The following is a 22,960-nucleotide window of genomic DNA, read 5'->3' as shown; positions in this document are numbered from 1 at the left end:
CAGCGAGGACATCATGCACACAGCGACTGGCCGTAAGGGACTGATTCTGGCGGGCGGATCCGGCACCCGGCTCCATCCGCTCACGCATTCGGTATCGAAGCAGCTGATGCCGGTGTACGACAAGCCGATGATCTACTACCCGCTCAGCACGATCATGCTGGCCGGCATCCGCGACGTCCTGATCATCTCGACGCCGCGCGATCTCGATGCGTTCCGGCAACTGCTCGGCGACGGCGAACAGTGGGGCATGAATTTCTCGTACGCGGTGCAGCCGAGCCCGGACGGGCTCGCGCAGGCGTTCGTGATCGGCGCGTCGTTCATCGGACACGACGCGGCGACGCTCGTGCTCGGCGACAACATCTATCACGGTCCGGCGCTGTCGTCGCTGCTGCAGCGCGTCGCCGCGCGCACGACGGGCGCAACGGTGTTCGGCTACTACGTGCGCGACCCGGAGCGCTACGGCGTCGTCTCGTTCGACGAGCACGGGCGGGCGATCGATCTCGAAGAGAAGCCTCGCGACCCGAAATCGCACTACGCGGTGACGGGTCTCTACTTCTACGACAACGACGTCGTCTCGCTCGCGAAGGAGGTGCGCCCGTCCGCGCGCGGCGAGCTGGAGATCACGGACCTGAACCGCGCCTATCTGGCGAACGGCAAGCTGAACGTCGAGATCCTCGGCCGCGGCTACGCGTGGCTCGACACCGGCACGCACGAGTCGCTGCTCGATGCGGCGAATTTCATCCAGGTGATGCAGGCACGTCAGGGACTGCAGATCGCGTGCCCCGAGGAGATCGCGTACCGGCTCGGCTGGATCGACTCGCAACGGCTCGAAGCGCTCGCGCATGCGCTGTCGAAAAGCGGGTATGGCCGTTACCTGCTCGACGTGCTGAACAAGGAGGTCGCCGCATGACGTCCGTCATCGAGACGACGCTGCCGGGTGTGCTGCTGATCGAACCGGCGAGCTTCGGCGACGCGCGCGGCTTCTTCGTCGAAAGCTATCGCGAGTCCTGGCTGCGCGACGCGGGCGTCGACGCGGGCTTCGTGCAGGACAACCACTCGCGCTCCCGGCGCGGCGTGCTGCGCGGCCTGCACTACCAGTTCCGGCATCCGCAGGGCAAGCTCGTGCGTGTGTCGCGCGGCGCCGTGTACGACGTCGCGGTCGACATCCGGCCCGGTTCGCCGCATCTCGGGCGCTGGTTCGGCACCGTGCTCGACGACGTGTCGCATCGCCAGCTGTGGATTCCGCCGGGCTTCGCGCACGGCTTCTGCGTGCTGTCCGACGAGGCCGACTTCGCGTACAAGTGCACCGCGTACTACGATCCGTCGTCGGACGCGGGCGTGCTGTGGGACGACCCCGACATCGGCATCGAATGGCCTGCGCTCGACGTGCCGTTCGAGCTGTCCGACAAGGATCGCCGACAGCCGCGCCTGCGCGACCGTGCACCGGCGTCGCCCGACCTTCAAGGAGCCCTGCGATGACGATCGTCGTGACCGGCGCGCTCGGCCAGGTCGGTCGTGAACTCCTGCTGCGCGCGGGTACGCGCCCGGCGATCGGGCTGTCCCGCGCGCAGCTCGACATCGCCGATCCGCAGGCTGTCCGCGATGCGCTCGCCACGCACCGCGCGACGCTCGTGATCAATGCGGCCGCGTGGACGGCCGTCGATCGCGCGGAAACCGAACCCGACGCCGCATGGCGCGCCAATTGCGCCGGCCCGGCGACGCTCGCCGATGCGTGCGCCGCGGCCGGCATCCCGTTGCTGCACCTGTCGACCGACTATGTGTTCGACGGCCGCGCGCAAGGCGCGTACGACGAAGCGGCGGGCGTCGCGCCGCTCGGTGTCTACGGGCACACCAAATGGGCAGGCGAGGAGGCGGTCCGCCAGCGGCTGCCGGATGCGCACCTGATCCTCCGGATCGCGTGGGTGTTCGGCGCGCACGGCGGCAATTTCGTGCGCACGATGCTGCGAGCCGGCCGCGAGCGCGACGAACTCGCGGTCGTCGCCGACCAGTATGGTGGCCCGACGCACGCCGGCGCGGTCGCCGACGCGCTGCTTGCGATCGCGGATCGCCACCGCACGGGCGCCACGACGCGCTGGGGCACCTACCACCTGTGCGGCACGCCCGTCACGACCTGGCACGGGTTCGCCGAGACGATCTTCGGGCAGGCACGGCGCGCCGGCCTCATCGATCGCATCCCGCTCGTGCGCCCGATCCGCACCGCCGCCTATCCGCTGCCGGCGCCGCGCCCGGTGAACTCCGCACTCGACTGCACCCGCATTCGCGAGCATTTCGGCATCGAGGCGCCCTGCTGGATCCCGGCGCTCGCCGACGTGCTCGATACCTGGAAACGACCCTCATGAGCCATCGACCGAAACATGTCCTCGTCACCGGCGGCGCCGGGTTTATCGGCGCCAACTTTGTCCACTACCTGCTCGCGACGGATCCGCAGGTCCGGATCATCAATCTCGACCTGCTCACCTACGCCGGCAGCCTCGATCATCTCGCCGGCTCGGAAGACACCGGCCGCCACCGCTTCGTGCTCGGCGACATCTGCGACCGGCCGCTCGTCGAGAGCCTGCTGCGCGACCACGCGATCGACACGATCGTCCACTTTGCCGCCGAGAGCCACGTCGACCGCTCGATCACCGGCCCGGGCGAATTCGTCCGCGCGAACGTCGTCGGCACCTGGACCCTCCTCGACGCGGCGCGCACGGTCTGGATGACGGGGCGGGACGCCGACGCGCACGCGCAGCGCCGCTTCCATCACATCGGCACCGACGAGGTGTACGGATCGCTCGCGCCGGACGATCCACCGTTCTCCGAAACCACGCCGTACGCGCCGAATTCGCCGTATTCCGCCAGCAAAGCCGGCTCCGACCATCTCGTGCGCGCGTACTTCCACACGTACGGGCTGCCGGTCACGACGACCAACTGCTCGAACAACTACGGCCCGCGCCAGCACGCCGAGAAGTTCATCCCGACGGTGATCCGCAGCTGCGTCGACGACGTACCCATTCCGCTGTACGGCGATGGCGCGAACGTCCGCGACTGGTTATACGTCGACGATCACTGCCGGGCGATCGATGCCGTGATCCGGCGCGGCACGGTCGGCGAGACGTACAACGTCGGAGGATGCAACGAGTGGCGCAACGCCGACATCGTCGACCTGATCTGCTCGCTGCTGGACGTGCGCCGGCCGCAGGGCGCGCCGCACGCGCGCCTCAAGCACTTCGTCGCCGACCGCCCCGGTCACGATCGCCGCTATGCGATCGACGCAGGCAAGCTCGAGCGCGAACTTCGATGGAAGCCGACGGAAACCTTCGAGACGGGCATCCTGAAGACGCTCGACTGGTATCTGTAGGCATCCTGACGTCACTCGACATTGCCCATCGCGTCCGTCATGCGGATCGGGGCCGTCGCACGGTGTGCGGCAGCCGCGAACGGCGTCGGTCTCAGAAGTGATGCAGCAACGCGACCCGCACGACGTACTGGTTCGGGCCCGACGAGATATCGGCGGCGCCCGGAACGTACGCGTAGTCGAAGTCGGTTCCGGTGTGCGCGTTCATCGCGTGCTGGTAGACGCCTTCCACGAACACCGACGTCCGCTTCGACATGTCGTAATTGAACTTCGTGCTCAGTTGATGCCACTTCGGATTGAACGCGCCGACCGTCGAAGCGACACGAGCCTGCGTGTACGTGTATGCCGCACCGATGTAGAACGCGGGCGTGAAGTGATAGAGCCCGTTCACCTCGAAGTTGTCGAATTTCCACGATTTCCACGCACCGCCCGCCGGTTGCGTCGTACCGGTGAAATACGCGTTCGACGTCGGATCGTAGACGTCGACGTGCGAATACGTGAACCCGACGAGGGCATTCGAGAACGCGTAATTCACGCCGATACCGATGTTCTGCTGTGACGACGCGTCGAACGTGTTGTCGCCGGTAATCGCGCCGGTCGAATCGGCATTGCGGGCGTTGTTGATCTTCAAATATGACGCGCCGACCGTTAGCCCGCCCTGCTGATATTGCAGCGCGGCGCCATACAGACGGTTGTTCGCGAAGCCGCCCGCCTGGTTGCTGAATCCATACATCGCCTCCGCGGTAATCCCGTGCCACACGGGCGACACGTACTTGACCGCGTTGTTCACGCGGAACGAGTAGTCCGTGTTGTCGTTGTCATACGGATGCGAGAACAGATAGCCCGTCCAGTTGCCGTTTGCGGTGAGCGGCGAGAAAACGTCGACGCTCGGATCGTACTGACGGCCGAACGTCACGGTGCCGTAGCGATCCGATGCGATACCGACGAAGGCCTGACGGCCGAATTCCCGGCCACCCTGGCTCATTTTTCCGTTGTTGACGTCGAAGCCGCTCTCGAGGGTGAAAATCGCCTGGTAGCCTCCGCCGAGGTCCTCGGTGCCCTTGATACCCCAGCGACTGCCGTAATCGTAGCCGCTCTGCAGTTGCACGGTTCCGTGGCCGCGTGCGTTGCTCGTGTAGTTGATGCCGTCCTCGATCTTGCCATACAGCGTCACGCTGCTTTGTGCATGCGCGGCGGCAGCAAGCAAGGCGGCGGGCGCGATGATCCCCCAACGCTTGTTCATGACGATTTCCCCCCAAAGTCTTTCGTTTGCCGGTCGCAACGCTTGTGCGCTGCGTATGCGTGCCGCGTCGAGATCTCTCGGCGATGCGACGGGCGCAGTGTAATGAGCCGTTTTTCCGCTGTTAGTCACCTGCGGTGGAAAGGTGCTCTTCGAAACGGGGGCTGTTTGGAGGGACGGAAAACGGATAGCAGTGTCTCGACGCCGCGCGACACAAGTGGATCGAGGAACCAGGCGGCATGAACGGGTTCTTCGTTTCGGACGACGGCTCGCTGCGCACGCCGCCGCTGTCGGGCCCGATCCTGCCGGGCATCGCGCGCGCATCGATCATCGGACCGGCGACGCGTGAAGGTATCGCCGTCGACGAGTCGCCGTACGCATTCGAGCTATTTGCCCAAATAATTTTGCCTGGGTAAGCTGCCTGACGCGCGCCGCCAGGAGACATCGGCACGTATCAGGAACCCGCGGCGCGATCGACCTGGGAGGATTCGATCCGCCGTCCCGATGTGGCTGCAGACATCATGAAGCACGAATCAGGCGCCGTATCCGGCGCCATCCCGACACGCGACACAAGCGCAACGCCGCACTCCGTGCTCGAAGACATCTACGGGATGATAGTCGGCATGGCCTTCGTGGTTATCGGGCTCGTCCTGCTCAAGGCGGCCGGACTCGTCACCGGCGGGATCGCCGGCATTGCGCTGCTCGTTTCGTACCTCTGTCCGTTATCGGTGGGGACGATCTTCACGCTGGTCAACCTGCCGTTCTTCATCTTCGCGCACTTCGTGATGGGGCCACGTTTCGCGATCAAATCGACGATCGCGAGCTGCGGCATCACGTTCGCCCTCGCGGCGATGCCCCGGACCCTGAAAATTGCCTTCGTGAACCCGCTGTTCGCGGCATTGGTGGGCGGCACGCTGTGCGGCATGGGCGTTCTTGCGCTCGCGCGGCACGGCGCGGGCGTCGGCGGCACCGGTGTCGTCACGTTGTGGCTGCAGCGCGTGCGAGGCATTAACGCCGGCATTACGCAAGTGTGTATCGACGCGATGATCCTGCTGACGTCCACGCTGGTCATTCAGGCCGATCGCGTCGGCTGGTCTGCGATCAGCGCCGTCGCCATGAGCGCGATGGTCGTCGCATGGCATCGCCCGGGCCGTTATACCGGTACCGCGCCCTGAGCGCCCGGTCGATATACCGGCACATCTCGTCCAGCCGGTATCGGCAGCCTCACGCCGACGGAAGCAACGGAAAGCCAACGGACATATCAAACGCAAGTCCCCGGTGCAGTTGATGCGCTCGCCGCGTTTCGCGACACGCGGCCCGCCTTCGCGGCGCAGATCGCGAGCGTGCGGATGGATGTCGATACCGTCGATCTTTTCAGCGAATCAATATTCATCGCCGATTATTCAAATTCCCACAGCAATCAATAAACAAAAACAGCCTCATCGAAAATTTACGAAAACAGAGTTAATTCTAAAAATTATCGAACCAAGAAGTCGATAAATTAATTCGATTGGAATCCATCGAATCCAATCAATAGCCTGTGTTCCGCGCCGCAACATCGCAATTCCAAATCGACGAGATAACGGAGGTGCATGAATATTATTTTAGATGTTAATCCTCACGAGTTTTTTGCCTGACCAGGCCAGCGCAGACTTCTCGACACACGAGAATCGGCGATCTGGAAAATCAGGCATGTAGTTCCGGGCATGGCCATGTGACACCAAACCGCGTTACTCCACTCATTATTACCCTAGGAAAAAACATGAAAAAGATTGCGACCGTGCTTTTCTCGGCCCTGATGTTCGCCTCCTCGTACGCTTCCGCACAGGCACTTTGCAAGGCCGGCAAGATCGACAAGATCGAAACCGACGCCACCGGCAATCTGCTGGTGACCATTGGCGACGGCGCCTATTCATTCAACGCCAAGGAAGTTTATCCGTTGATTTATTCGGCATACTCCGAAAACAGAAATATGTTTATCTACGGCAATAATTGCGCGAATGGTTCCCCGGCCACCCGCTTTGCCATTCGATAAACTTTAAATAACCCGGAAATTACCGACATTCGGCGCCAGGGGCTGGATTTCCATTTTTCAATCCAGCCCCGTTGTTTATTGCAGTTCCAAAAACGATGAGGCATGACACTCACGCCCGCAACGCGGCACTTCTTTCGATTGATAAGTTCGGCGGCAAGATGTGGCCGATGCCCGTCGGCTCGAGGAACTGGAATCGGAGAACGGACTCGGCAGGGACTATCGCAATGCAACGCATATTGGATGCGGCAGGCGATCCGGCAGCCGTTTCAAACGGCGCTGCCGGATCGCCCGCCGATACCGTTACGCCTGCACGAACGCCAGCAGGTCGGCGTTGAGCACGTCCGCATTGACCGTCAGCATGCCGTGCGAATAACCCGGATAGGTTTTGAGCGTGCCGTTCTGCAGCAGCTTGATCGACTTCAGCGCGGCATCCGCGATCGGCACGATCTGGTCGTCTTCGCCATGCAGCACGAGCGTCGGGACGGTGATCGACTTCAGGTCCTCGGTCTGATCCGTTTCCGAGAACGCCTTGATGCCTTCGTAGTGCGCCTTCGCGCTGCCCGCCATCCCCTGCCGCCACCAGTTCCGGATCACACCCTGATGCACCGTCGCGCCGGCCCGGTTGAAACCGTAGAACGGGCCGCTCGGCACGTCGAGGAAGAACTGCGCGCGATTGTCGGCGAGCGCCTTCCGGAAGCCGTCGAACACGTCGATCGGCAAGCCTTCGGGGTTCGATTCGGTTTTCAGCATCAGCGGCGGCACCGCGCTGACCAGCACCGCCTTCGCGACGCGACCGGCCGGCTGGCCGTGCTTCGCGACGTAGCGGGCCACTTCGCCGCCGCCGGTCGAATGACCGATATGCACTGCATTGCGCAGGTCGAGCGCCTCGGCGACCGCGAACGCGTCCGCTGCGTAGTGATCCATGTCATGACCGTCCGACACCTGCGCCGAGCGGCCGTGGCCGCGCCGGTCGTGCGCAATCACGCGATAGCCCTTCTGAACGAAGAAGAGCAACTGCGCATCCCAGTCGTCGGAAGACAGCGGCCAGCCATGATGGAAGACGATGGGCTGTGCATCCTTCGGGCCCCAGTCCTTGTAGAAGATCTCGACGTTATCCTTCGTAGTGACGTATGGCATCGCGATTGACTCCTGTGAGGTGGACGAACTCGGCGTAACGGCCGGCAGCCATTATCTGCCTTTATTGTGAAACCGTGACGCCACGGTGCGACGCGACTGCCGATCATCTACTGGCGGTAAATAAACGCCCGCGATGCGAGCGATGCCGGTGCGCCGATCGTCAACCGTCCGTCGACACCGTCACGGCCTCCCACGCATGGATTTCCGCTTCCAGCGCCGACAATTTGTTCCGCACCAGCCGCAGCGCATCGCTGCCGAGCAGCAGGTGCGCGGGCGGATGTTCCGCCGCGATGACTGCGAGCATCGCCCGCGCGGCCTTCGCGGGATCGCCCGGCTGCTTGCCGCTCTTCTCCTCGCGCGCGTTGCGGATCGGATCGAAGATCGCGTCGTAGTCGGCGATCGAGCGCGGCGTGCGCGCCATCGAGCGGCCGGCCCAGTCGGTGCGGAACGAACCGGGCGCCACGGCCGTCACCGCAATGCCGAAAGGCTCGAGCTCCTTGCCGACGGTTTCGGAAATGCCTTCCAGCGCGAATTTGCTGCCGCAGTAATACGCGATTCCCGGCATCGTGATGTGGCCGCCCATCGACGTGATGTTCAGGATGCGGCCGCGCCGGCGCGCGCGCATGAACGGCACGACGGCCTTCATCATCGCGACCGCGCCGAATACGTTCACGTCGAACTGCCGGCGCATCTCGGCGAGCGGCGCTTCTTCCATGATGCCTTCGTGCCCGTAGCCGGCGTTGTTCACCAGCACGTCGACGGGCCCGACATTCGCTTCGATTTCCGCGACGATGCCGTCGATGCGGTCGAAATCGGTCACGTCGAGCACGCGCGCGAAAGCCGCCTGCGCGGCCAGCGCTTCGAATTCCCGCGCCGCCTGCGCGCTTCTCACGGTGCCGACCACCGTGTAGCCGGCCGCGAGCGCCTCCCGTGCAAGCGCGCGGCCGAAGCCGCTGCTGACGCCGGTGATGAGCATGAGGTTGCCGGATGCCATGTTCGCTTCTCCCGAATGTCGATTGAAGCATGCATACTAGTCTGACGATCAACGTCGAATAAGCCCGATTCCGCTGATTTTCTTGCACAAAACTATGAGCGCCGAGTCCTCTTCCACCCGACATTCGTCACTGTCGTCATCACCGCGAAACCGCAAACGCCTGGTCGCGCTGCTGCGCACGCTGGCGCCCGACGAAGGCTACAACCTGACGGCGCTGCCGAGCGTGCGCATCCTGCGCTCGAACCGCGCGCTGTCGCGCACGCCGGTGCTGTACGACCCGGGCATCGTGATCGTGTGCCAGGGCCGCAAGCGCGGCTACTTCGGCGGCGAACGCTATCTGTACGACGAGCATCACTACCTCGCCGTGTCCGTACCCGTCCCGTTCAGCATGGAAACCGACGCGACGCCCGAGCGCCCGCTTCTCGCACTGTACCTGCACCTCGATTTCACGATGGCCGCCGAACTCGCGGCGCAGATCGACCGCGAAGGCGTGGCGGAACACGTGCAGGCGCCCAGGAGCATGATGTCGACGCCGATGGATGCAGCGATGCACGCGTCGGTGCTGCGCTTCGTCGAGGCGATGCAGCAGCCGCTCGAAGCCGCGGTGCTAGGCCCGGCGCTGCTTCGCGAGCTGTATTTCCGCGTACTGACCGGCGCACAGGGAAGCGCGATGCGCAGCGCACTCGCGATGCGCGGACAGTTCGGCCGGATCGGCCGGTCGCTGCGCGTGATCCATGCCGATTACGCGCGGCCCCTCGACGTGTCGCAACTGGCCGACGAGGCCGGCATGAGCGTGCCGAGCTTTCACAGCCACTTCAAGGCGATCACGCAGGTGTCGCCGATGCAGTACCTGAAGTCGACACGCCTGCATCAGGCGCGGCTGCTGATGGTGCGCCAGGACCTGACGGCCGAGGCGGCCGGCTACGCGGTCGGTTATACGAGCCCGTCGCAGTTCAGCCGGGAATTCAAGCGCCTGTTCGGCCTGACGCCGGCGAAGGAAACGCAGCGCATGCGCGACAGCTTCGCGATTCCGGAGGCGTTCGAGGATGCGGTGTTTGTGTCGTCGCATTGAGGTGCGCGTGGCCGGATGGCGGTCCGGTGCATGAACCTGGTCGCGACGTGTGGCCCCGCTGCGCGCGGCACCGCACCGGCGAGCGCCGACGCGCCAGCCAGCACGAACGCGATCGATCGGCACGATCGCCCGCAGCAGCGACCACCACGCCTGCGGCGCCATGAACGCGAACAGGCGCTCGATCGCGCTCGGCGTGACGGCCGCGCCGAGCGAACTCACGTGCGACGCGAGCAACACGCCACCGCGGTCCTGAGCAGATCAAGCGCCATCACGAACATCCGCGGATCGGAGCGGACCGCCGTCAGCTCGCGAACTCTTCCGTCTTCTGAAGCCCTCCAAGGAACCGCTTCAACTCCACCGTCCCCGGTCGCGCGAAGATCTCCTCCGGCGTCCCGCTCTCCCAGACCCTGCCCTGATGCATGAACACCACCTTGTCGCTCACCGCGCGCGCGAAGTTCATCTCGTGCGTGACCATGATCAACGTCATGTCGTCGCGCGCGAGCTGCTCGACGACACCCAGCACCTCGCCGACCAGTTCCGGATCGAGCGCCGACGTGATTTCGTCGCACAGCAGCACGCTCGGCTTCATCGCGAGCGCGCGCGCAATCGCGACGCGCTGCTGCTGACCGCCCGACAGCTGTTCCGGAAACGCGTCGAATTTGTCGCCGAGGCCGACCCGCTCGAGCATCAGCTCCGCGATCGCGCGCGCTTGCTGGCGATGCGACTTCTTCACGACCGACTGCGCGAGCATCACGTTTTGCCCGGCGCTCAGATGCGGAAACAGGTTGTATTGCTGGAATACCATCCCGACCTTGAGCCGCAGTGCACGCAAGTCCGCGTGTCGCGCGTCGACGCGTTCGCCGTCGATCGCGATCGTGCCCGCGTCGATGCTCTCGAGCCCGTTGAGCGTGCGCAGCAGCGTACTCTTGCCCGAGCCGCTGCGGCCGATGATCGACACGACTTGCCCGCGTTCGACGGAGAAATCGATGCCCTTGAGCACATGATGGGTACCGAAATTCTTTTCGAGACCACGGGTTTCAACGAGCGGCATTCCATCTCCTTTGCAACGTGCGCGCGTAACGGGTAAGCGGATAACAGAGTGCGAAATAGATGAGTGCGACGAGCCCGTACACGACGAACGGGCGGAACGTCGCGTTCGAGATCGCGACGCCGACCTTGGTCAGCTCGGTGAAGCCGATGATCGACACCAGCGCCGTGTCCTTCACGGCCTGCACGCCGAACCCGACCGTCGGCGCGATCGCGATGCGCGCGGCCTGCGGCAGGATCACGTGACGCAACTGCTCGACGTAGCTCATCGCGAGGCTTGCCGATGCCTCCCACTGCCCTTTCGGCACCGCCTCGACGCAGCCGCGCCAGATTTCCGCGAGATACGCACTCGTGAAGAACGTGAGGCCGGCCGTGGCCGCAATCCACGGCGACACATCGAGACCGATGAGCGGCAGGCCGAAGAACACGACGAACAGCTGCATCAGCAACGGGGTGCCCTGGAACACCTCGATATACAGCTTCGCGCAACTGCGCAGCACGCGCGAGTTCGATACGCGCATCACGAGCAACCCGAGGCCGACGAGACCACCGGACAGAAACGACACGATCGACAGCACGACCGTCCAGCGTGCGGCGAGCAGCAGGTTTGCCAGAATCTGCCCGAACGTGAAATCGATCATCGCGCACCTCGCACACGGCGGGAGAACAGGCGGCGCCCCATCGAGCCAAGCGCGGCGCGCAACAGCAGCGCCATCGCCAGATACGCGAGCGCGATCACGAAATACGTTTCGAACGAGCGGAAATTGCGCGACTGGATATAGCTCGCCGCATAGGTGAGATCGGCCACCGAAATCTGCGACACGACGGCCGAGCCGAGCATCGTGATGACGATCTGGCTCGCGAGCGCCGGAAACACCTTCGCGAGCGCCTGCGGCAACACGACGTGGCGCAGCATCTGCGCGCGCGACATCGCGAGCGCGGCGGCCGCCTCGAGATGCCCCTTCGGCACGGCGGCGACGCCCGCGCGCACGATCTCGACCGAGTACGCGCCGAGATTCAGCGTCATTGCGAGAATCGCGGCCGTGTATTCGTCGATGTGCACGCCGAGCGCGGGCAATCCGAAGAAGATGAAGAATAGCTGCACGACGAAAGGCGTATTGCGAATCGCCTCGACGTACGCGCCGACCAACGGGCGCAGCCGCACGGCCGCGCGCGCATCGGCGCTGTACGCGGCCGCGCCGAGCACGCCGATCGAAACACCGAGCACGGTCGCGACGGCGGTCAGCGCGAACGTCGTCGCCGCGCCGCTCGCGAACATGCCGGCGTATTCGGCGAGCTCGCCGAATCGAAGCTGATAGCTCATGACAGATGGGAAGAATCGGGTTCAGACGACGATCGCCGCGCCATCGCAGGCACGGCGGCGCTCGCTCACAGGCCGGCAGGCAACGGCTGGCCGAGCCACTTCTTCGACATCGCGCTCAGCGTGCCGTCCTGCTTCGCATGCGCGATCGCGTCGTCGATCTTCGCGAGCAGGCGTGCTTCGTTCTTGTTCACGCCGACGAAGCACGGCGAATTCTTGATCACGAACTTGACCTCGGGCCGGCGCGGCGGATTCTTCGCGAGAATCGCCGCTGCGACGATGTTGCCGGCCGCGATCAACTGCACCTGCCCGGACAGGAACGCCTGGATCGTCGCGTTGTTGTCCTCGAAGCGCTTGATCGTCGCGTTCGGTGCGAGCTGCGACAGTGCGATCTCCTCGAGTGCGCCGCGCGTGGCGCCGACCGTCTTGCCATTCAGGTCGGCGGGCGTGCTCACCTTCACGTCGGCCGGCCCGAACACGCCCTGGAAATACGGTGCGTACGCGGTCGAGAAGTCGACGACCTTCTCGCGCTCCGGCGTCTTGCCGAGCGACGAGATCACCATGTCGACCTTGTTGGTCGTCAGATACGGAATCCGGTTCGCGCTGTTCACGGGCACCAGCTTCAGCTTCACGCCGAGCGATTTCGCAAGCAGTTCGGCCATGTCGATGTCATAGCCCTGCGGCTGCATGTCCGTACCCACCGAGCCGAACGGCGGATAGTCCTCCGGCACCGCGACGCGCAGCGCGCCGCTTTTCGCAATGGTGTCGAGCGCGTCGGCGCGCGCGGGCGCGGCGGCAAACAGCGCCATCACGGGCGCGGCGATCAGCGCAGCCAGCCATGCGCGTCGGGGGAACGGTCGGGTGATCGAATTCACGGTGAGTCTTCCTTGTCTCGTCTGTCGTCGGGCAGCGCGCAACCGTTGCGCGGCCATCCCCACTTCAGCAAAAACCGGGCCACCCCCGCTTCACCCTTCAATTGTCGGCAATAGCCGCCGAGCATGCCGAAATGCATTCCTCATTTCGGTGCATGAATCGATGCCGGACGCCGCGGTTGCCCGTTCGCGGCGCGCGTCCATGCACCAAACCATCCGACCAGTCTGACCAGACGAATCGGCCGGCGGTCGCGGAAGGACAGGCCGACTCCCGTCAGCAAAACCACCGTACGCCCTCATCCCAAATAGTGACACGACTAACATCAGAAGATTGCATTTTCACATTTAATGTTATTTTATTATCACTCGTAGCAAGCCGCCGCGGACCGCGCATGCGGCGCACCCCATACCAAGGAAGAGACGCAGATGGAGACAATCGCCGTCATCGGCAGCAACATGGTCGACCTCGTGACCTATGTCGCGCGCATGCCCGCCCGGGGCGAAACGCTCGAAGCACCGAACTTCGAGCTCGGCTGCGGCGGCAAGGGTGCGAACCAGGCGGTCGCGGCCGCACGTCTCGGCGCGCGCGTCGTGATGGTGACGAAGGTCGGCGACGACGTGTTCGCCGACAACACGATCCGCAACTTCGAGCGCGAAGGGATCGACACCACGCACGTGCGCAAGGTCGCCGGCGTGCCGAGCGGCGTCGCGCCGATCTTCGTCGAACCCGATTCGAGCAACAGCATCCTGATCGTCAAGGGCGCGAACCGCCACCTGAAGCCGGCCGACATCGACGCGGCCGCGCCGATGCTCGCCGAATGCGCGCTGATCGTGCTGCAGCTCGAGATCGAGCTCGACACCGTCTATCACGCGATCGCGTTCGGCGCGCGCCACGGCATCCCCGTGCTGCTGAACCCAGCGCCCGCGGTGGCCGACCTCGATTTCGAGCGGATTCGCTCCGTCGAATTCTTCGTGCCGAACGAAACCGAGCTCGCGATCGTGTCGGGCATGCCGGTCGATTCGCGCGACACCGCGGCGCGCGCCGCCGAAGCGCTGGTCGCGCGCGGCCTGAAGCACGTGCTCGTCACGCTCGGCGACAAGGGTTCGCTGCTCGTGTCGCGCGACGGCGTGCGGCACGTGCCGGGCGTGCCGGTCGACGCGCGCGATACGACGGGCGCCGGCGACGCGTATATCGGCTGCTTCGCGCGCTGCTACGCCGCATCGCGCGACGTGGTCGACGCGATGCGCCACGCATCCGCGTACGCCGCGCATTCGGTCACAGGCCTCGGCACGCAGAAGTCGTACGCCGACGCCGCGACGTTCGAACGCTTCCTCCGCGACGCCGGCCTCTGAACGGCGCCTTCATCGACGAGACAATTGGGAAGGAGACACCCATGAGCCGAGCCAGGATCGAACACACACCCGATGGCTACTACCTGACCCGCACGCCGCTGTTCGCATTCACGCTGCTGTGCTGCCTGTTCGCGCTGTGGGGCACCGCCGCGAACCTGAACGACGTGCTGATCGCGCAGTTCAAGAAATCGTTCTTCCTGTCCGACTTCGAATCGGCGTTCGTGCAGTCCGCGTTCTATCTCGGCTACTTCTTCCTCGCGATCCCCGCCGCGACCGTCGTGAAGAAGTTCAGCTACAAGACGACCATCCTCGTCGGCCTGCTGCTCTACACGACCGGCTGCCTGCTGTTCTTCCCGGCCGCGTCGATGGCGAAGTACGGGATGTTCCTCGTCGCGCTGTTCGTGATCGCCGCGGGCCTGTCGTTCCTCGAAACGGCGTCGAACTCGTATTCGACGCTGATGGGCCCGCGCGACACCAGCACGCGGCGGCTGAACATCTCGCAGACGTTCTACCCGTTCGGCGCGATGGCCGGCGTGTACATGGGCAGCTTCCTGATCTTCAAGGAAGGCGACGCGTCGCATGCGCAGCTCGCGGCGATGTCGGCGGCCGACGCGCACGTGCACCAGCTCGCGATGATCCAGGCCACGCTCGAGCCGTACAAATGGCTGATCGTCGTGCTCGTCGCGGTGTTCATCGTGTTTGCGCTCACGCCCTACCCGGCCTGCAAGGGCAACGGGCCGAGCGCGGCCACGCACCGGATCGACGCGCGCGGCACGCTCGCGCGCCTGTTCGGCAACCGGCGCTTCGTCGCGGGCATCGTCGCGCAGTTCCTGTACGTCGGCGCGCAGGTCGGCGTATGGAGCTTCACGATCCGGCTCGCGATGCAGATCGGCGGCCTGACCGAGCGCGGCGCCTCGCGCTACCTGCTCGCGACGTTCTTCGCGTTCTTCGTCGGCAAGCTGGTCGCGACGCTCGTGATGAAGCGCGTCGGCCCGGCCAAGGTGCTGATCGTCTACGGCATCCTGTGCATCGCGCTGCTCGCGTACACGATCAGCGTGCATAACATCACGGCCGTCTACGCAGCAGTGTGCGTGAGCGTGTTCCTCGGCCCGTGCTGGCCGACGATCTACGGCCTCACGATCGACGGCCTCGGCAAGGACACCGAATACGGCGGCTCGATCCTCGTGATGAGCATCGTCGGCGGCGCGGTCGTGCCGCTGATCCAGGGGCTGATTTCCGACCATACCGGCGGCAACATGCAGCTCGCGTTCGCCGTGCCGCTCGCATGCTTCGTCGTGATCGTCTACTACGGCTTCTACTGCCTGCGCCACCTGCCGGCCGCGACGCCCGACGCGGCGGCCGACGGCAAAACGGCCGCGCGCTACGCCGCGACGCGCACCACGTCGGGAGCGTGACCATGCGAGGCGAGATCGAACTGCGGCGCGACGACTTCCGCGACATGCCGCGCACGCTGTACCGCACCGACGGCATCACCGTCACCGCGTTCGCGTATCCGTCCGGCGTCGAGGCGCTGAAGCTCGAGAACCGCCGCGGCCACGTCGTCGTGCTGCCGTATCTCGGCCAGATGATCTGGGCCGCCGCGTTCGACGGCCGCGACCTGACGATGAAGCACATGTTCCGGCAGCCGAAGCGCGCGGCGTCGATCATCGATACCTACGGCTGCTTCATGTTCCACAGCGGGCTGCTGCGCAACGGCTGCCCGGGCCCGGACGACACGCATGCGCTGCACGGCGAGATGCCGTGCGCGCCGATGGATCGCGCGAGCTTGATCGTCGGCACGGATGCGCACGGCGCAACGGTCGAAGTGACCGGCGAATACGAATACGTGCAGGGCTTCGGCAGCCACTACGTCGCGCGTCCGTCGGTGCGGCTCGCGGAGCACGACGCGCAGATGACGATCGCGATGGACGTGACGAATCTCGGCGGCGCACCGATGGACCTGATGTACATGGCACACCTGAACTATGCGTACGTGCCGGGCGGCCGTTTCGTGCAATCGCTGCCGCGCGGCGGATTGCGATTGCGCGAAAGCGTGCCCGCACACGTGAAGCCGACCGCCGCGTGGCGCGACTATACGGCCACGCTCGCACGCGAACCGGAACGGCTCACGACACTCGATACGCCCGCGCTGTACGACCCCGAGATCGTGTTTTTCATGAACGGTGCGGAAACGGATGCAGACGGCGTCGCGCATTTCCTGCTCGCGCATCCGGACGGCGGCGCATTCCACACCGCGTACCGCCCCGAACAGTTCCCGCATGCGACGCGCTGGATCCTGCACAACGCGGACCAGCAGGTCGCCGCGTTCGCGCTGCCGTCGACCTGCGAGCCGGAAGGGTATGAAGCCGAACGCCGCAAGGGCCATGTCGCGGCACTCGCGCCGGGCGCGACGCGCCGCTTCGACGTGGTGACCGGCTACCTGAGCGCGGCGGAAGCACGTGATGCGTGAAGCGATGCGCGGCCGCGTTGCGTCAGGTCACGAGCGCGATCCCGTGCTCGCGGATCGCCGTTTCGTAGCGGCTGCCCAGTTGCCCGTCGGAGATCACGTAGTTGAAGTCGGTCAGTTCGGCGAAATAGGCCGCGCGCACTTCGTCGAACTTCGTGTGGTCGACGATCAGGAAGCGGTTCTGCGCGCGCGCCATCACCTTCTTCTTCGCGTCGACTTCGTGGAAGTTGAAGCACGTGACGCCGCAGCGGTCGCTCACGCCGGCCGCGGAGATGAACGCCTTCGACACGCGCACCGTGTCGAGGATGCCGGTTTCGGCCACCGACTCGAACACCATGTTCTTGCGGTGATACGCGCCGCCGCACAGGATCACGCTGCAATGCGGCTTTTGCTGCAGCTTCGCGAACACGTTCAGCGAATTGCAGACGGCCGTGAATTCGAGGTCGTCCGGAATGAAGTCGACGATGAACGGCGTGGTCGAGCCGCAGTCGACGAAGATCGTGTCGCCGGTCGTCACGAACTGCGCGGCCAGCTTGCCGATGCGGCGCTTTTCCTCGGTCTGCCGGTTGTTCTCGGCGCTGATCAGGTACTCGCCGATGTCGCTGCGCTGCGCGGCGAAATGGCGCGTCACGTAGCCGCCGATCAGGCTCAGGCCGTGCGGGTTGTCCGCGAGATCGCGGCGGATCGTCATCTCGGACACGCCGAACAGCTCGGCGACTTCCCTCAGATGAATCGCGTTCTGCCCTTGCAGCACGTTCATCAGCGTCTTGATCCGTTCACCCTTCTTCGTTTCCATGCCTGTATCCTGCCTGCCATTCGCACTCGTCGCTCGTCGTGCCGGGCGCGCGGGCCTGGCCGGAATGTCGTATTTGTAACAAACCGATGTGAAAACATCAACTTTCCGTGTGCCTTTCCGGCACACGATCCGTGGAGTCCTGAAACATGCCGCTTTCCAACGCCCAACTCGCCCAAACCATCGATCACACGCTGCTCGCGCCCGACGCGAGCGACGCGCAGATCCGCGAACTCTGCCGCCAGGCGGCCGAGCATCGCTTTTACTCGGTCTGCGTGAATTCGGCGAACGTGCCGCTCGCCGCACGCGAGCTGGCCGATACCGGCGTGCTCGTCTGCGCGGTGGTCGGCTTTCCGCTCGGCGCGGGGCTGTCGGCCGCGAAGGCATTCGAGGCGTCGGCCGCGATCGCGGCGGGCGCCGGCGAGATCGACATGGTGATCAACCTCGGCGCGCTGAAGAGCGGCCGTGCCGACGACGTGAAGGCCGACATCGCAGCCGTGCACCACGCATGCGGCGCGGTGCCGCTGAAGGTGATCCTCGAGACGGGGCTGCTGAGCGACGACGAGAAGGTGCGCGTGTGCGAGATGTGCCGCGATCTCGGCGTCGCGTTCGTGAAGACGTCGACCGGGTTCGGTCACGGCGGCGCGACGCTCGCGGATGTCGCGCTGATGCGCCGCACGGTCGGGCCGGACCTCGGCGTGAAGGCATCGGGCGGCGTGCGCGACCGCGCGGCCGCGCTCGCGATGCTCGAGGCCGGCGCGACGCGGCTCGGCACGAGCTCGGGAGTGGCGATCGTCACCGATCAGGGCGGCAGCGATTCGGCGTACTGACGCGCGAAGGGCGGGTGCCCGGACCGGACTGTCAGCGGCGGTGTCGAACTCCATTCACCGCCGCGAGCCGTTCGTCCGTCACCGCGGCAAGCCGCGCAGCGTGGATCCGCATTCGGCTTGCCTGCTTCGGGAGGCGAGCCAGCGCGCAGCTCCGGTCCAAAAATGCGACCGACATGCGCACATCACGGCCATCGTCGGCGACTTGCGGAACGTGCAATCCGCTATCAACCGGATCGCGAGCGGCTCAATTCCACGCATGGCGCGCCGGACGCACGCCGTTCAGGTAGTAGTTGCCGACGAGGTGATACTTCCACCGCACCGGATCGTGCAGCGTATGCGTGCGCGCGTTGCGCCAATGCCGGTCGAGATTGTGCTCCGCGAGCGTCGACTGCGTGCCGGCCAGCTCGAACAGCTTCTCGCCCGCGAGCAGCGCGATCTCGGTCGTCAGCACCTTCGCTTCGCCGACCGCAACCGACGCGCGCGCGACATCGTCGTCGGTCACCGTGCCGCGCGCGCCGATCTCGTCGAGCGTGCGCGCCGCGCGTTCGAGCAGCGCTTCCGCCGCATGAAGCTGGATGTGCAGACGGCCGATCTCGCGGAGGATCAGCGGATCGTCTGCCGCCCGTTCGACGCCGCTGTCGACCCACGGCCGCGTGCGGGTGCGCACGAACGCCAGCGTATCGTCGATCGCCGCTTTCGCGATGCCCGCATCGATCGCTGCCTGGATGATCTGCGACAGCGGGCCATTGAGCGTCGGCTCATCCGACACGCGCTGCGCGGGCAGCACATGCGACGCGGGCACGCGCACGCCGTCGAGCACCACCGTGCCGCTCGCGGTCGTGCGCTGCCCGAACCCCGACCAGTCGTCGATCACGGTCAGCCCCGGCGTCGGCTGCGGCACGTACGCAAGCCACGCGTGCTGTGCGTCGTCGAGACCGAGCACCGGCACGTAATGCGCGAACAGCGCACCCGTCGAGTAGAACTTCGTGCCGTCGACGACATAGTCGTCGCCGTCGCGGCGCACGCGCGTCTTCAGATCGAGCACGTGCTTCGTGCCCTTCTCCGAGAAGCCGTTGCCGAACCGCTTGCCGCTCAGCACTTCCGCGAAGAAATAGCGCTTTTGCGCGTCGGTGCCGACCAGTGCGATCACGTCGACCAGCCCGAAATGATTCTGCGGCAACTGTCCGAGCGACGCATCGGCCGCCGCGACGATCTTGATCACCTCGGTGAGCGTCACATGCGATACGCCCGCGCCGCCGTATGCCTTCGGCACCGTGATCGCCCATAGCCCAGACTGCGAGAACCATTCGATCTCGTCGCGCGGCAACCGGCGCTCCCGATCGCGTTCGGCGGCGCCTTCCGCAAGCCGCTGCGCCAGCGCATGTGCGGCCGCGATCGCCTGCGCATCGTCGGCGATCACGCGGGCCACTTGCGGTTTCTGATCGGCCGACCGCTCCTGAATCGTGGCGCTCGTCTCTGACATCGGGCTCTCCTGTCGAATCGCGAAAGCATTCAATCTAGCAGCGCGTTGCAGGTCGGCAAACCGAGCGATTCTCGTAACGATATTCCTTCGGATCACAAACGACATGGAGATTCACGCACGCAACATCATGCTTCCGCGCCGCAATCGATGCCCGAGCGTCGGGGCGTCCGCAGCCGGTCCGCGTAATGCTCATCGACGATAACGATCTGCGAATCCGTTATTGGAACGCCCGCCCCGCGCTTCCTATACTGGCCTCCCGGCGCAAACGGCCCCGCCCTTCGAGGAAATCCGCATGACTTCGTCGCACGCAGACACCGACCTTTCCACCGGCACCGACTACGACGCACTCGCGAGCCGGTTCCGGCCGATATTCGACCGCATCGCCGCCGGCACCGCCGAACGCGAACGCCGCCGCGAACTGCCGCACGAAGCGATCGGCTGGCTGAAGGCGGCCGGCTTCGGCGCGGTACGGCTGCCGGTACGCGACGGCGGTGCCGGCGCATCGCTGCCGCAGTTGTTCCGGCTGCTGATCGAGCTCGCCGCCGCCGATTCCAATCTGCCGCAGGCGTTGCGCGGACACTTCGCGTTCGTCGAGGACTGGCTGAACGCGCCGCCCGGGCCGCAACGCACGACATGGTTCGACCGCTTCGCGAGCGGCCAGCTCGTCGGCAACGCATGGTCGGAGGCCGGCGACGTGCCGCTCGGCCAGACCATCACGAAGGTGTCGGAACAGAACGGCCGGCTCGTGCTGAACGGGCGGAAGTTCTACAGCACGGGCAGCCTGTTCGCCGACTGGATCGACGTGTTCGCGCAGCGCGCACACGACGGCAGCGACGTGATCGTCGCCGTCGCGACCGCGCAAACCGGCGTGATCCGCGAAGACGACTGGGACGGCTTCGGCCAGACGACCACCGGCAGCGGCACGACGCGCTTCGAGAATGCGACGGTCGACGCCGACAACGTGATCGACTTCGCACGCCGCTTCAAGTACCAGACCGCGTTCTACCAGTTGTTCCACGTTGCGACGCTGGCCGGCATCGGCCACGCGATCGTGCGCGACGCGGGTGAACTCGTGCGCAACCGCACCCGCGTGTACAGCCACGGCAACGCCGCACGTGCGGGCGACGATGCGCAGCTCCAGCAGGTGATCGGCGAAATCTCGTCATGGGCGTATGCGGCCGACGCGCTCGCGCTGCGCGCCGCGCAGCCGCTTCAGCTCGCCTACGAAACCCGCTTCGGCGGCGACGAACAGGCCGAACACGACGCAAACGTCGCGGCCGAAATCGAATCCGCGCAGAGCCAGCTCGTCGTGTCCGAACTCGTACTGCGCGCCGCGACGCGGCTGTTCGACGCGCTCGGTGCATCCGCCACCCGCAGCACGACCGCGCTCGACCGCCACTGGCGCAATGCGCGCACGGTGTCGTCGCACAATCCGCTCGTCTACAAGGCGCGGATCGTCGGCGACTGGATCATCAACGGTCGCACGCCGCCGTTCGTCTGGCGCGTCGGCAACGGCACGAGCGCCGGCGCGGAACCGGGAGTCGCGCGATGAGCAAGACCATTCGCTTCAACGCGTTCGAGATGAACTGTGTCGGCCATCAGTCGCCGGGGCTGTGGGCGCATCCGCGCGACCGTTCGTGGCAGTACAAGGATCTCGACTACTGGACCGACCTCGCCCGCATCCTCGAACGCGGGATCTTCGACGCGATCTTCATCGCGGACGTGATCGGCTATTACGACGTCTACAAGGGCAGCAACTACCACGCGCTGCACCAGGCCGCGCAGATCCCGGTCAACGACCCGCTGCAGCTCGCGGCGCCGATCGCGATGGCGACCGAGCATCTCGGCATCGGCATTACCGCGTCGACGACGTTCGAGCACCCGTACACGTTCGCGCGCCGGCTGTCGACCGCCGACCATCACACCAAGGGCCGGCTCGCGTGGAACATCGTCACGTCCTACCTGGAAAGTGGCGCGAAGAACGTCGGCGATCACGGCTTGCGCACGCACGACGACCGTTATGCGGTCGCTGCCGAATACGTCGAGGTGCTGTACAAGCTGTTCGAGGGCAGCTGGGAAGACGGCGCGGTGGTGCGCGATCGCGACGGCCGCGTGTTCACGCATCCCGAGAAGGTGCACGAGATCGGCCACAAGGGCCGCTTCTTCGACGTGCCCGGCTATCACCTGTGCGAACCGTCGCCGCAGCGCACGCCGGTGCTGTTCCAGGCCGGCGCGTCCGGCCCCGGCAAGGCGTTCGCCGCGCAGCACGCCGAATGCGTGTTCGTCGCCGCGCCGACCCGCGAGCAGCTCGCGCGCTACGTGGCCGATGTGCGTGCGCAGGCCGCCGCCGCGGGCCGCGATCCGCGCAAGGTGCTGATCTACAACCTCGTCACGGTGATCGTCGACGAAACCGACGAGAAGGCACAGGCCAAGTTCGACGAGTACCGCCGCTACGTGTCGTACGACGGTTCGCTGGTGTTCATGTCCGGCTGGACCGGCATCGACTTCGGCCAGTATGCGCCGGCCGATCCGGTCAGGCGCGTCGAAACGAATGCGATCGTGTCGGCGGTCGAGCACCTCGCCGGCGGCGACACCGCGTGGACGATCGAGGCACTGGCGGCCTGGGGTGGCATCGGGGGAATGGGCCCGGTGTTCGTCGGGTCGGCGGCGACCGTCGCGGACATCCTGCAGGAATGGGTTGCCGCAACCGACGTGGATGGCTTCAATCTCGCGTATGCGGTCGCGCATGAAACCTTCGAAGACATCGTGCACTTTCTCGTTCCGGAGCTGCAGCGGCGCGGCGTCTATCCGACGCAATATGCGCCGGGCACGCTGCGCGAGAAACTGTTCGGCGGCACGGCGCGGCTGCCGGACGAGCATCCGGCCGCGCAGTTTCGCGATATCGAGCAGGTCAAGCGCGATGCCGAGCGGGAGATCGTCAGCGCGTGACGGCAATGT

22 protein-coding genes and 1 pseudogene are annotated in these 22,960 nt (G+C 65.5%); 14 read left to right on the top strand and 9 right to left on the bottom strand.

Annotated features, from left to right (window positions below):
- The first annotated feature begins 13 nt into the window (after positions 1-13).
- The 4 genes from rfbA to rfbB are packed head-to-tail and all read left to right on the top strand — an operon-like array spanning position 14 to position 3,361.
- Positions 14-910: a glucose-1-phosphate thymidylyltransferase RfbA gene (rfbA, locus tag ACM6JT_RS31845; protein WP_034184560.1), complete on the top strand. Its 897-nt coding sequence runs from the start codon at positions 14-16 to the stop codon at positions 908-910.
- Positions 907-1,479: a dTDP-4-dehydrorhamnose 3,5-epimerase gene (rfbC, locus tag ACM6JT_RS31840; RefSeq protein ID WP_414857916.1), complete on the top strand. Its 573-nt coding sequence runs from the start codon at positions 907-909 to the stop codon at positions 1,477-1,479. Before rfbA ends, rfbC begins: the two co-directional genes overlap by 4 nt.
- The gene (gene rfbD / locus ACM6JT_RS31835) at positions 1,476-2,360 is read left to right on the top strand and encodes a dTDP-4-dehydrorhamnose reductase (protein WP_414857915.1); all 885 of its coding nucleotides are present in this window, start codon (positions 1,476-1,478) and stop codon (positions 2,358-2,360) included. Before rfbC ends, rfbD begins: the two co-directional genes overlap by 4 nt.
- Positions 2,357-3,361: a dTDP-glucose 4,6-dehydratase gene (gene rfbB / locus ACM6JT_RS31830; protein WP_034184563.1), complete on the top strand. Its 1,005-nt coding sequence runs from the start codon at positions 2,357-2,359 to the stop codon at positions 3,359-3,361. The genes rfbD and rfbB overlap by 4 nt, the downstream gene beginning before the upstream one ends.
- Positions 3,362-3,452: 91 nt before the next feature.
- Here rfbB and ACM6JT_RS31825 read toward each other — a convergent pair whose 3' ends face one another.
- Entirely contained in the window at positions 3,453-4,601 is a 1,149-nt protein-coding gene (locus ACM6JT_RS31825; protein WP_131945906.1) for a porin, read from the bottom strand.
- A 194-nt stretch (positions 4,602-4,795) separates the two neighbouring features.
- On the opposite strand from ACM6JT_RS31825, the pseudogene ACM6JT_RS31820 reads away from it, so the two are divergent.
- From ACM6JT_RS31820 to ACM6JT_RS31810, 3 genes and pseudogenes are all read left to right on the top strand, one after another.
- Positions 4,796-4,984, top strand: a pseudogene (locus ACM6JT_RS31820) (aminotransferase class IV); the annotation flags it as partial.
- Positions 4,985-5,119: 135 nt separating this feature from the next.
- On the top strand, positions 5,120-5,773 hold the full coding sequence (locus tag ACM6JT_RS31815; RefSeq protein WP_081938621.1) for a YitT family protein: 654 nt from the start codon (positions 5,120-5,122) through the stop codon (positions 5,771-5,773).
- 587 nt (positions 5,774-6,360) lie between these two features.
- Positions 6,361-6,633: a hypothetical protein gene (locus ACM6JT_RS31810; RefSeq protein ID WP_034184565.1), complete on the top strand. Its 273-nt coding sequence runs from the start codon at positions 6,361-6,363 to the stop codon at positions 6,631-6,633.
- Between the two features lie 300 nt (positions 6,634-6,933).
- Here the strand turns inward: ACM6JT_RS31810 and ACM6JT_RS31805 are convergent, their stop codons facing one another.
- Positions 6,934-7,770, bottom strand: a complete 837-nt coding sequence (locus tag ACM6JT_RS31805) for an alpha/beta fold hydrolase (protein ID WP_034184566.1) — start codon at positions 7,768-7,770, stop codon at positions 6,934-6,936.
- 160 nt (positions 7,771-7,930) lie between these two features.
- Positions 7,931-8,764, bottom strand: coding sequence for an oxidoreductase (locus ACM6JT_RS31800; RefSeq protein WP_414857914.1), 834 nt, complete (start codon positions 8,762-8,764; stop codon positions 7,931-7,933).
- 94 nt (positions 8,765-8,858) lie between these two features.
- Here ACM6JT_RS31800 and ACM6JT_RS31795 point away from each other — a divergent pair, with 94 nt between their 5' ends.
- On the top strand, positions 8,859-9,836 hold the full coding sequence (locus ACM6JT_RS31795) for an AraC family transcriptional regulator (RefSeq protein ID WP_131945908.1): 978 nt from the start codon (positions 8,859-8,861) through the stop codon (positions 9,834-9,836).
- Positions 9,837-10,137: 301 nt separating this feature from the next.
- Here the strand turns inward: ACM6JT_RS31795 and ACM6JT_RS31790 are convergent, their stop codons facing one another.
- The 4 genes from ACM6JT_RS31790 to ACM6JT_RS31775 form a co-directional block, all read right to left on the bottom strand.
- Positions 10,138-10,887 carry an amino acid ABC transporter ATP-binding protein gene (locus ACM6JT_RS31790; RefSeq protein WP_034184578.1) on the bottom strand — a complete coding sequence of 250 codons (750 nt, stop codon included), beginning with the start codon at positions 10,885-10,887 and terminating at the stop codon, positions 10,138-10,140.
- Complete coding sequence (locus ACM6JT_RS31785; protein ID WP_034184579.1) at positions 10,874-11,524, bottom strand: amino acid ABC transporter permease; 651 nt, start codon at positions 11,522-11,524, stop codon at positions 10,874-10,876. Before ACM6JT_RS31785 ends, ACM6JT_RS31790 begins: the two co-directional genes overlap by 14 nt.
- Positions 11,521-12,207 (bottom strand): amino acid ABC transporter permease, encoded by a 687-nt coding sequence (locus ACM6JT_RS31780; RefSeq protein WP_034184580.1) that lies wholly within the window; start codon positions 12,205-12,207, stop codon positions 11,521-11,523. The genes ACM6JT_RS31785 and ACM6JT_RS31780 overlap by 4 nt, the downstream gene beginning before the upstream one ends.
- Before the next feature lie 65 nt (positions 12,208-12,272).
- On the bottom strand, positions 12,273-13,079 hold the full coding sequence (locus tag ACM6JT_RS31775; RefSeq protein ID WP_034184581.1) for a transporter substrate-binding domain-containing protein: 807 nt from the start codon (positions 13,077-13,079) through the stop codon (positions 12,273-12,275).
- Positions 13,080-13,502: 423 nt separating this feature from the next.
- Here ACM6JT_RS31775 and rbsK point away from each other — a divergent pair, with 423 nt between their 5' ends.
- From rbsK to ACM6JT_RS31760, 3 genes are read left to right on the top strand one after another with little or no spacing between them, the layout of a single operon-like run.
- A complete protein-coding gene (gene rbsK, locus ACM6JT_RS31770) occupies positions 13,503-14,429 on the top strand; it encodes a ribokinase (RefSeq protein WP_414857913.1) in 927 nt (308 codons plus the stop codon).
- Between the two features lie 41 nt (positions 14,430-14,470).
- The gene (fucP, locus tag ACM6JT_RS31765; protein ID WP_034184583.1) at positions 14,471-15,844 is read left to right on the top strand and encodes an L-fucose:H+ symporter permease; all 1,374 of its coding nucleotides are present in this window, start codon (positions 14,471-14,473) and stop codon (positions 15,842-15,844) included.
- A gap of 2 nt (positions 15,845-15,846) precedes the next feature.
- Positions 15,847-16,899: an aldose 1-epimerase family protein gene (locus ACM6JT_RS31760; protein WP_414857912.1), complete on the top strand. Its 1,053-nt coding sequence runs from the start codon at positions 15,847-15,849 to the stop codon at positions 16,897-16,899.
- Positions 16,900-16,921: 22 nt separating this feature from the next.
- On the opposite strand, the gene deoR is transcribed toward ACM6JT_RS31760, so the two are convergent.
- The gene (gene deoR, locus ACM6JT_RS31755) at positions 16,922-17,692 is read right to left on the bottom strand and encodes a DNA-binding transcriptional repressor DeoR (RefSeq protein ID WP_034184585.1); all 771 of its coding nucleotides are present in this window, start codon (positions 17,690-17,692) and stop codon (positions 16,922-16,924) included.
- Between the two features lie 146 nt (positions 17,693-17,838).
- Here deoR and deoC point away from each other — a divergent pair, with 146 nt between their 5' ends.
- Complete coding sequence (gene deoC / locus ACM6JT_RS31750; RefSeq protein WP_034184586.1) at positions 17,839-18,519, top strand: deoxyribose-phosphate aldolase; 681 nt, start codon at positions 17,839-17,841, stop codon at positions 18,517-18,519.
- Between the two features lie 244 nt (positions 18,520-18,763).
- Here deoC and ACM6JT_RS31745 read toward each other — a convergent pair whose 3' ends face one another.
- Positions 18,764-20,002, bottom strand: a complete 1,239-nt coding sequence (locus ACM6JT_RS31745; RefSeq protein WP_034184588.1) for an SfnB family sulfur acquisition oxidoreductase — start codon at positions 20,000-20,002, stop codon at positions 18,764-18,766.
- 292 nt (positions 20,003-20,294) lie between these two features.
- On the opposite strand from ACM6JT_RS31745, the gene ACM6JT_RS31740 reads away from it, so the two are divergent.
- Positions 20,295-21,554 (top strand): acyl-CoA dehydrogenase family protein, encoded by a 1,260-nt coding sequence (locus ACM6JT_RS31740; RefSeq protein WP_414857911.1) that lies wholly within the window; start codon positions 20,295-20,297, stop codon positions 21,552-21,554.
- Positions 21,551-22,951 carry an LLM class flavin-dependent oxidoreductase gene (locus ACM6JT_RS31735; protein ID WP_414857910.1) on the top strand — a complete coding sequence of 467 codons (1,401 nt, stop codon included), beginning with the start codon at positions 21,551-21,553 and terminating at the stop codon, positions 22,949-22,951. Before ACM6JT_RS31740 ends, ACM6JT_RS31735 begins: the two co-directional genes overlap by 4 nt.
- Positions 22,952-22,960: the final 9 nt, after the last annotated feature.

Source organism: Burkholderia sp. IT-111MI5 (genome assembly GCF_949752865.1).
Taxonomy (GTDB): domain Bacteria; phylum Pseudomonadota; class Gammaproteobacteria; order Burkholderiales; family Burkholderiaceae; genus Burkholderia; species Burkholderia pyrrocinia_C.
This window is presented reverse-complemented; position numbering and strand designations above follow the sequence as displayed.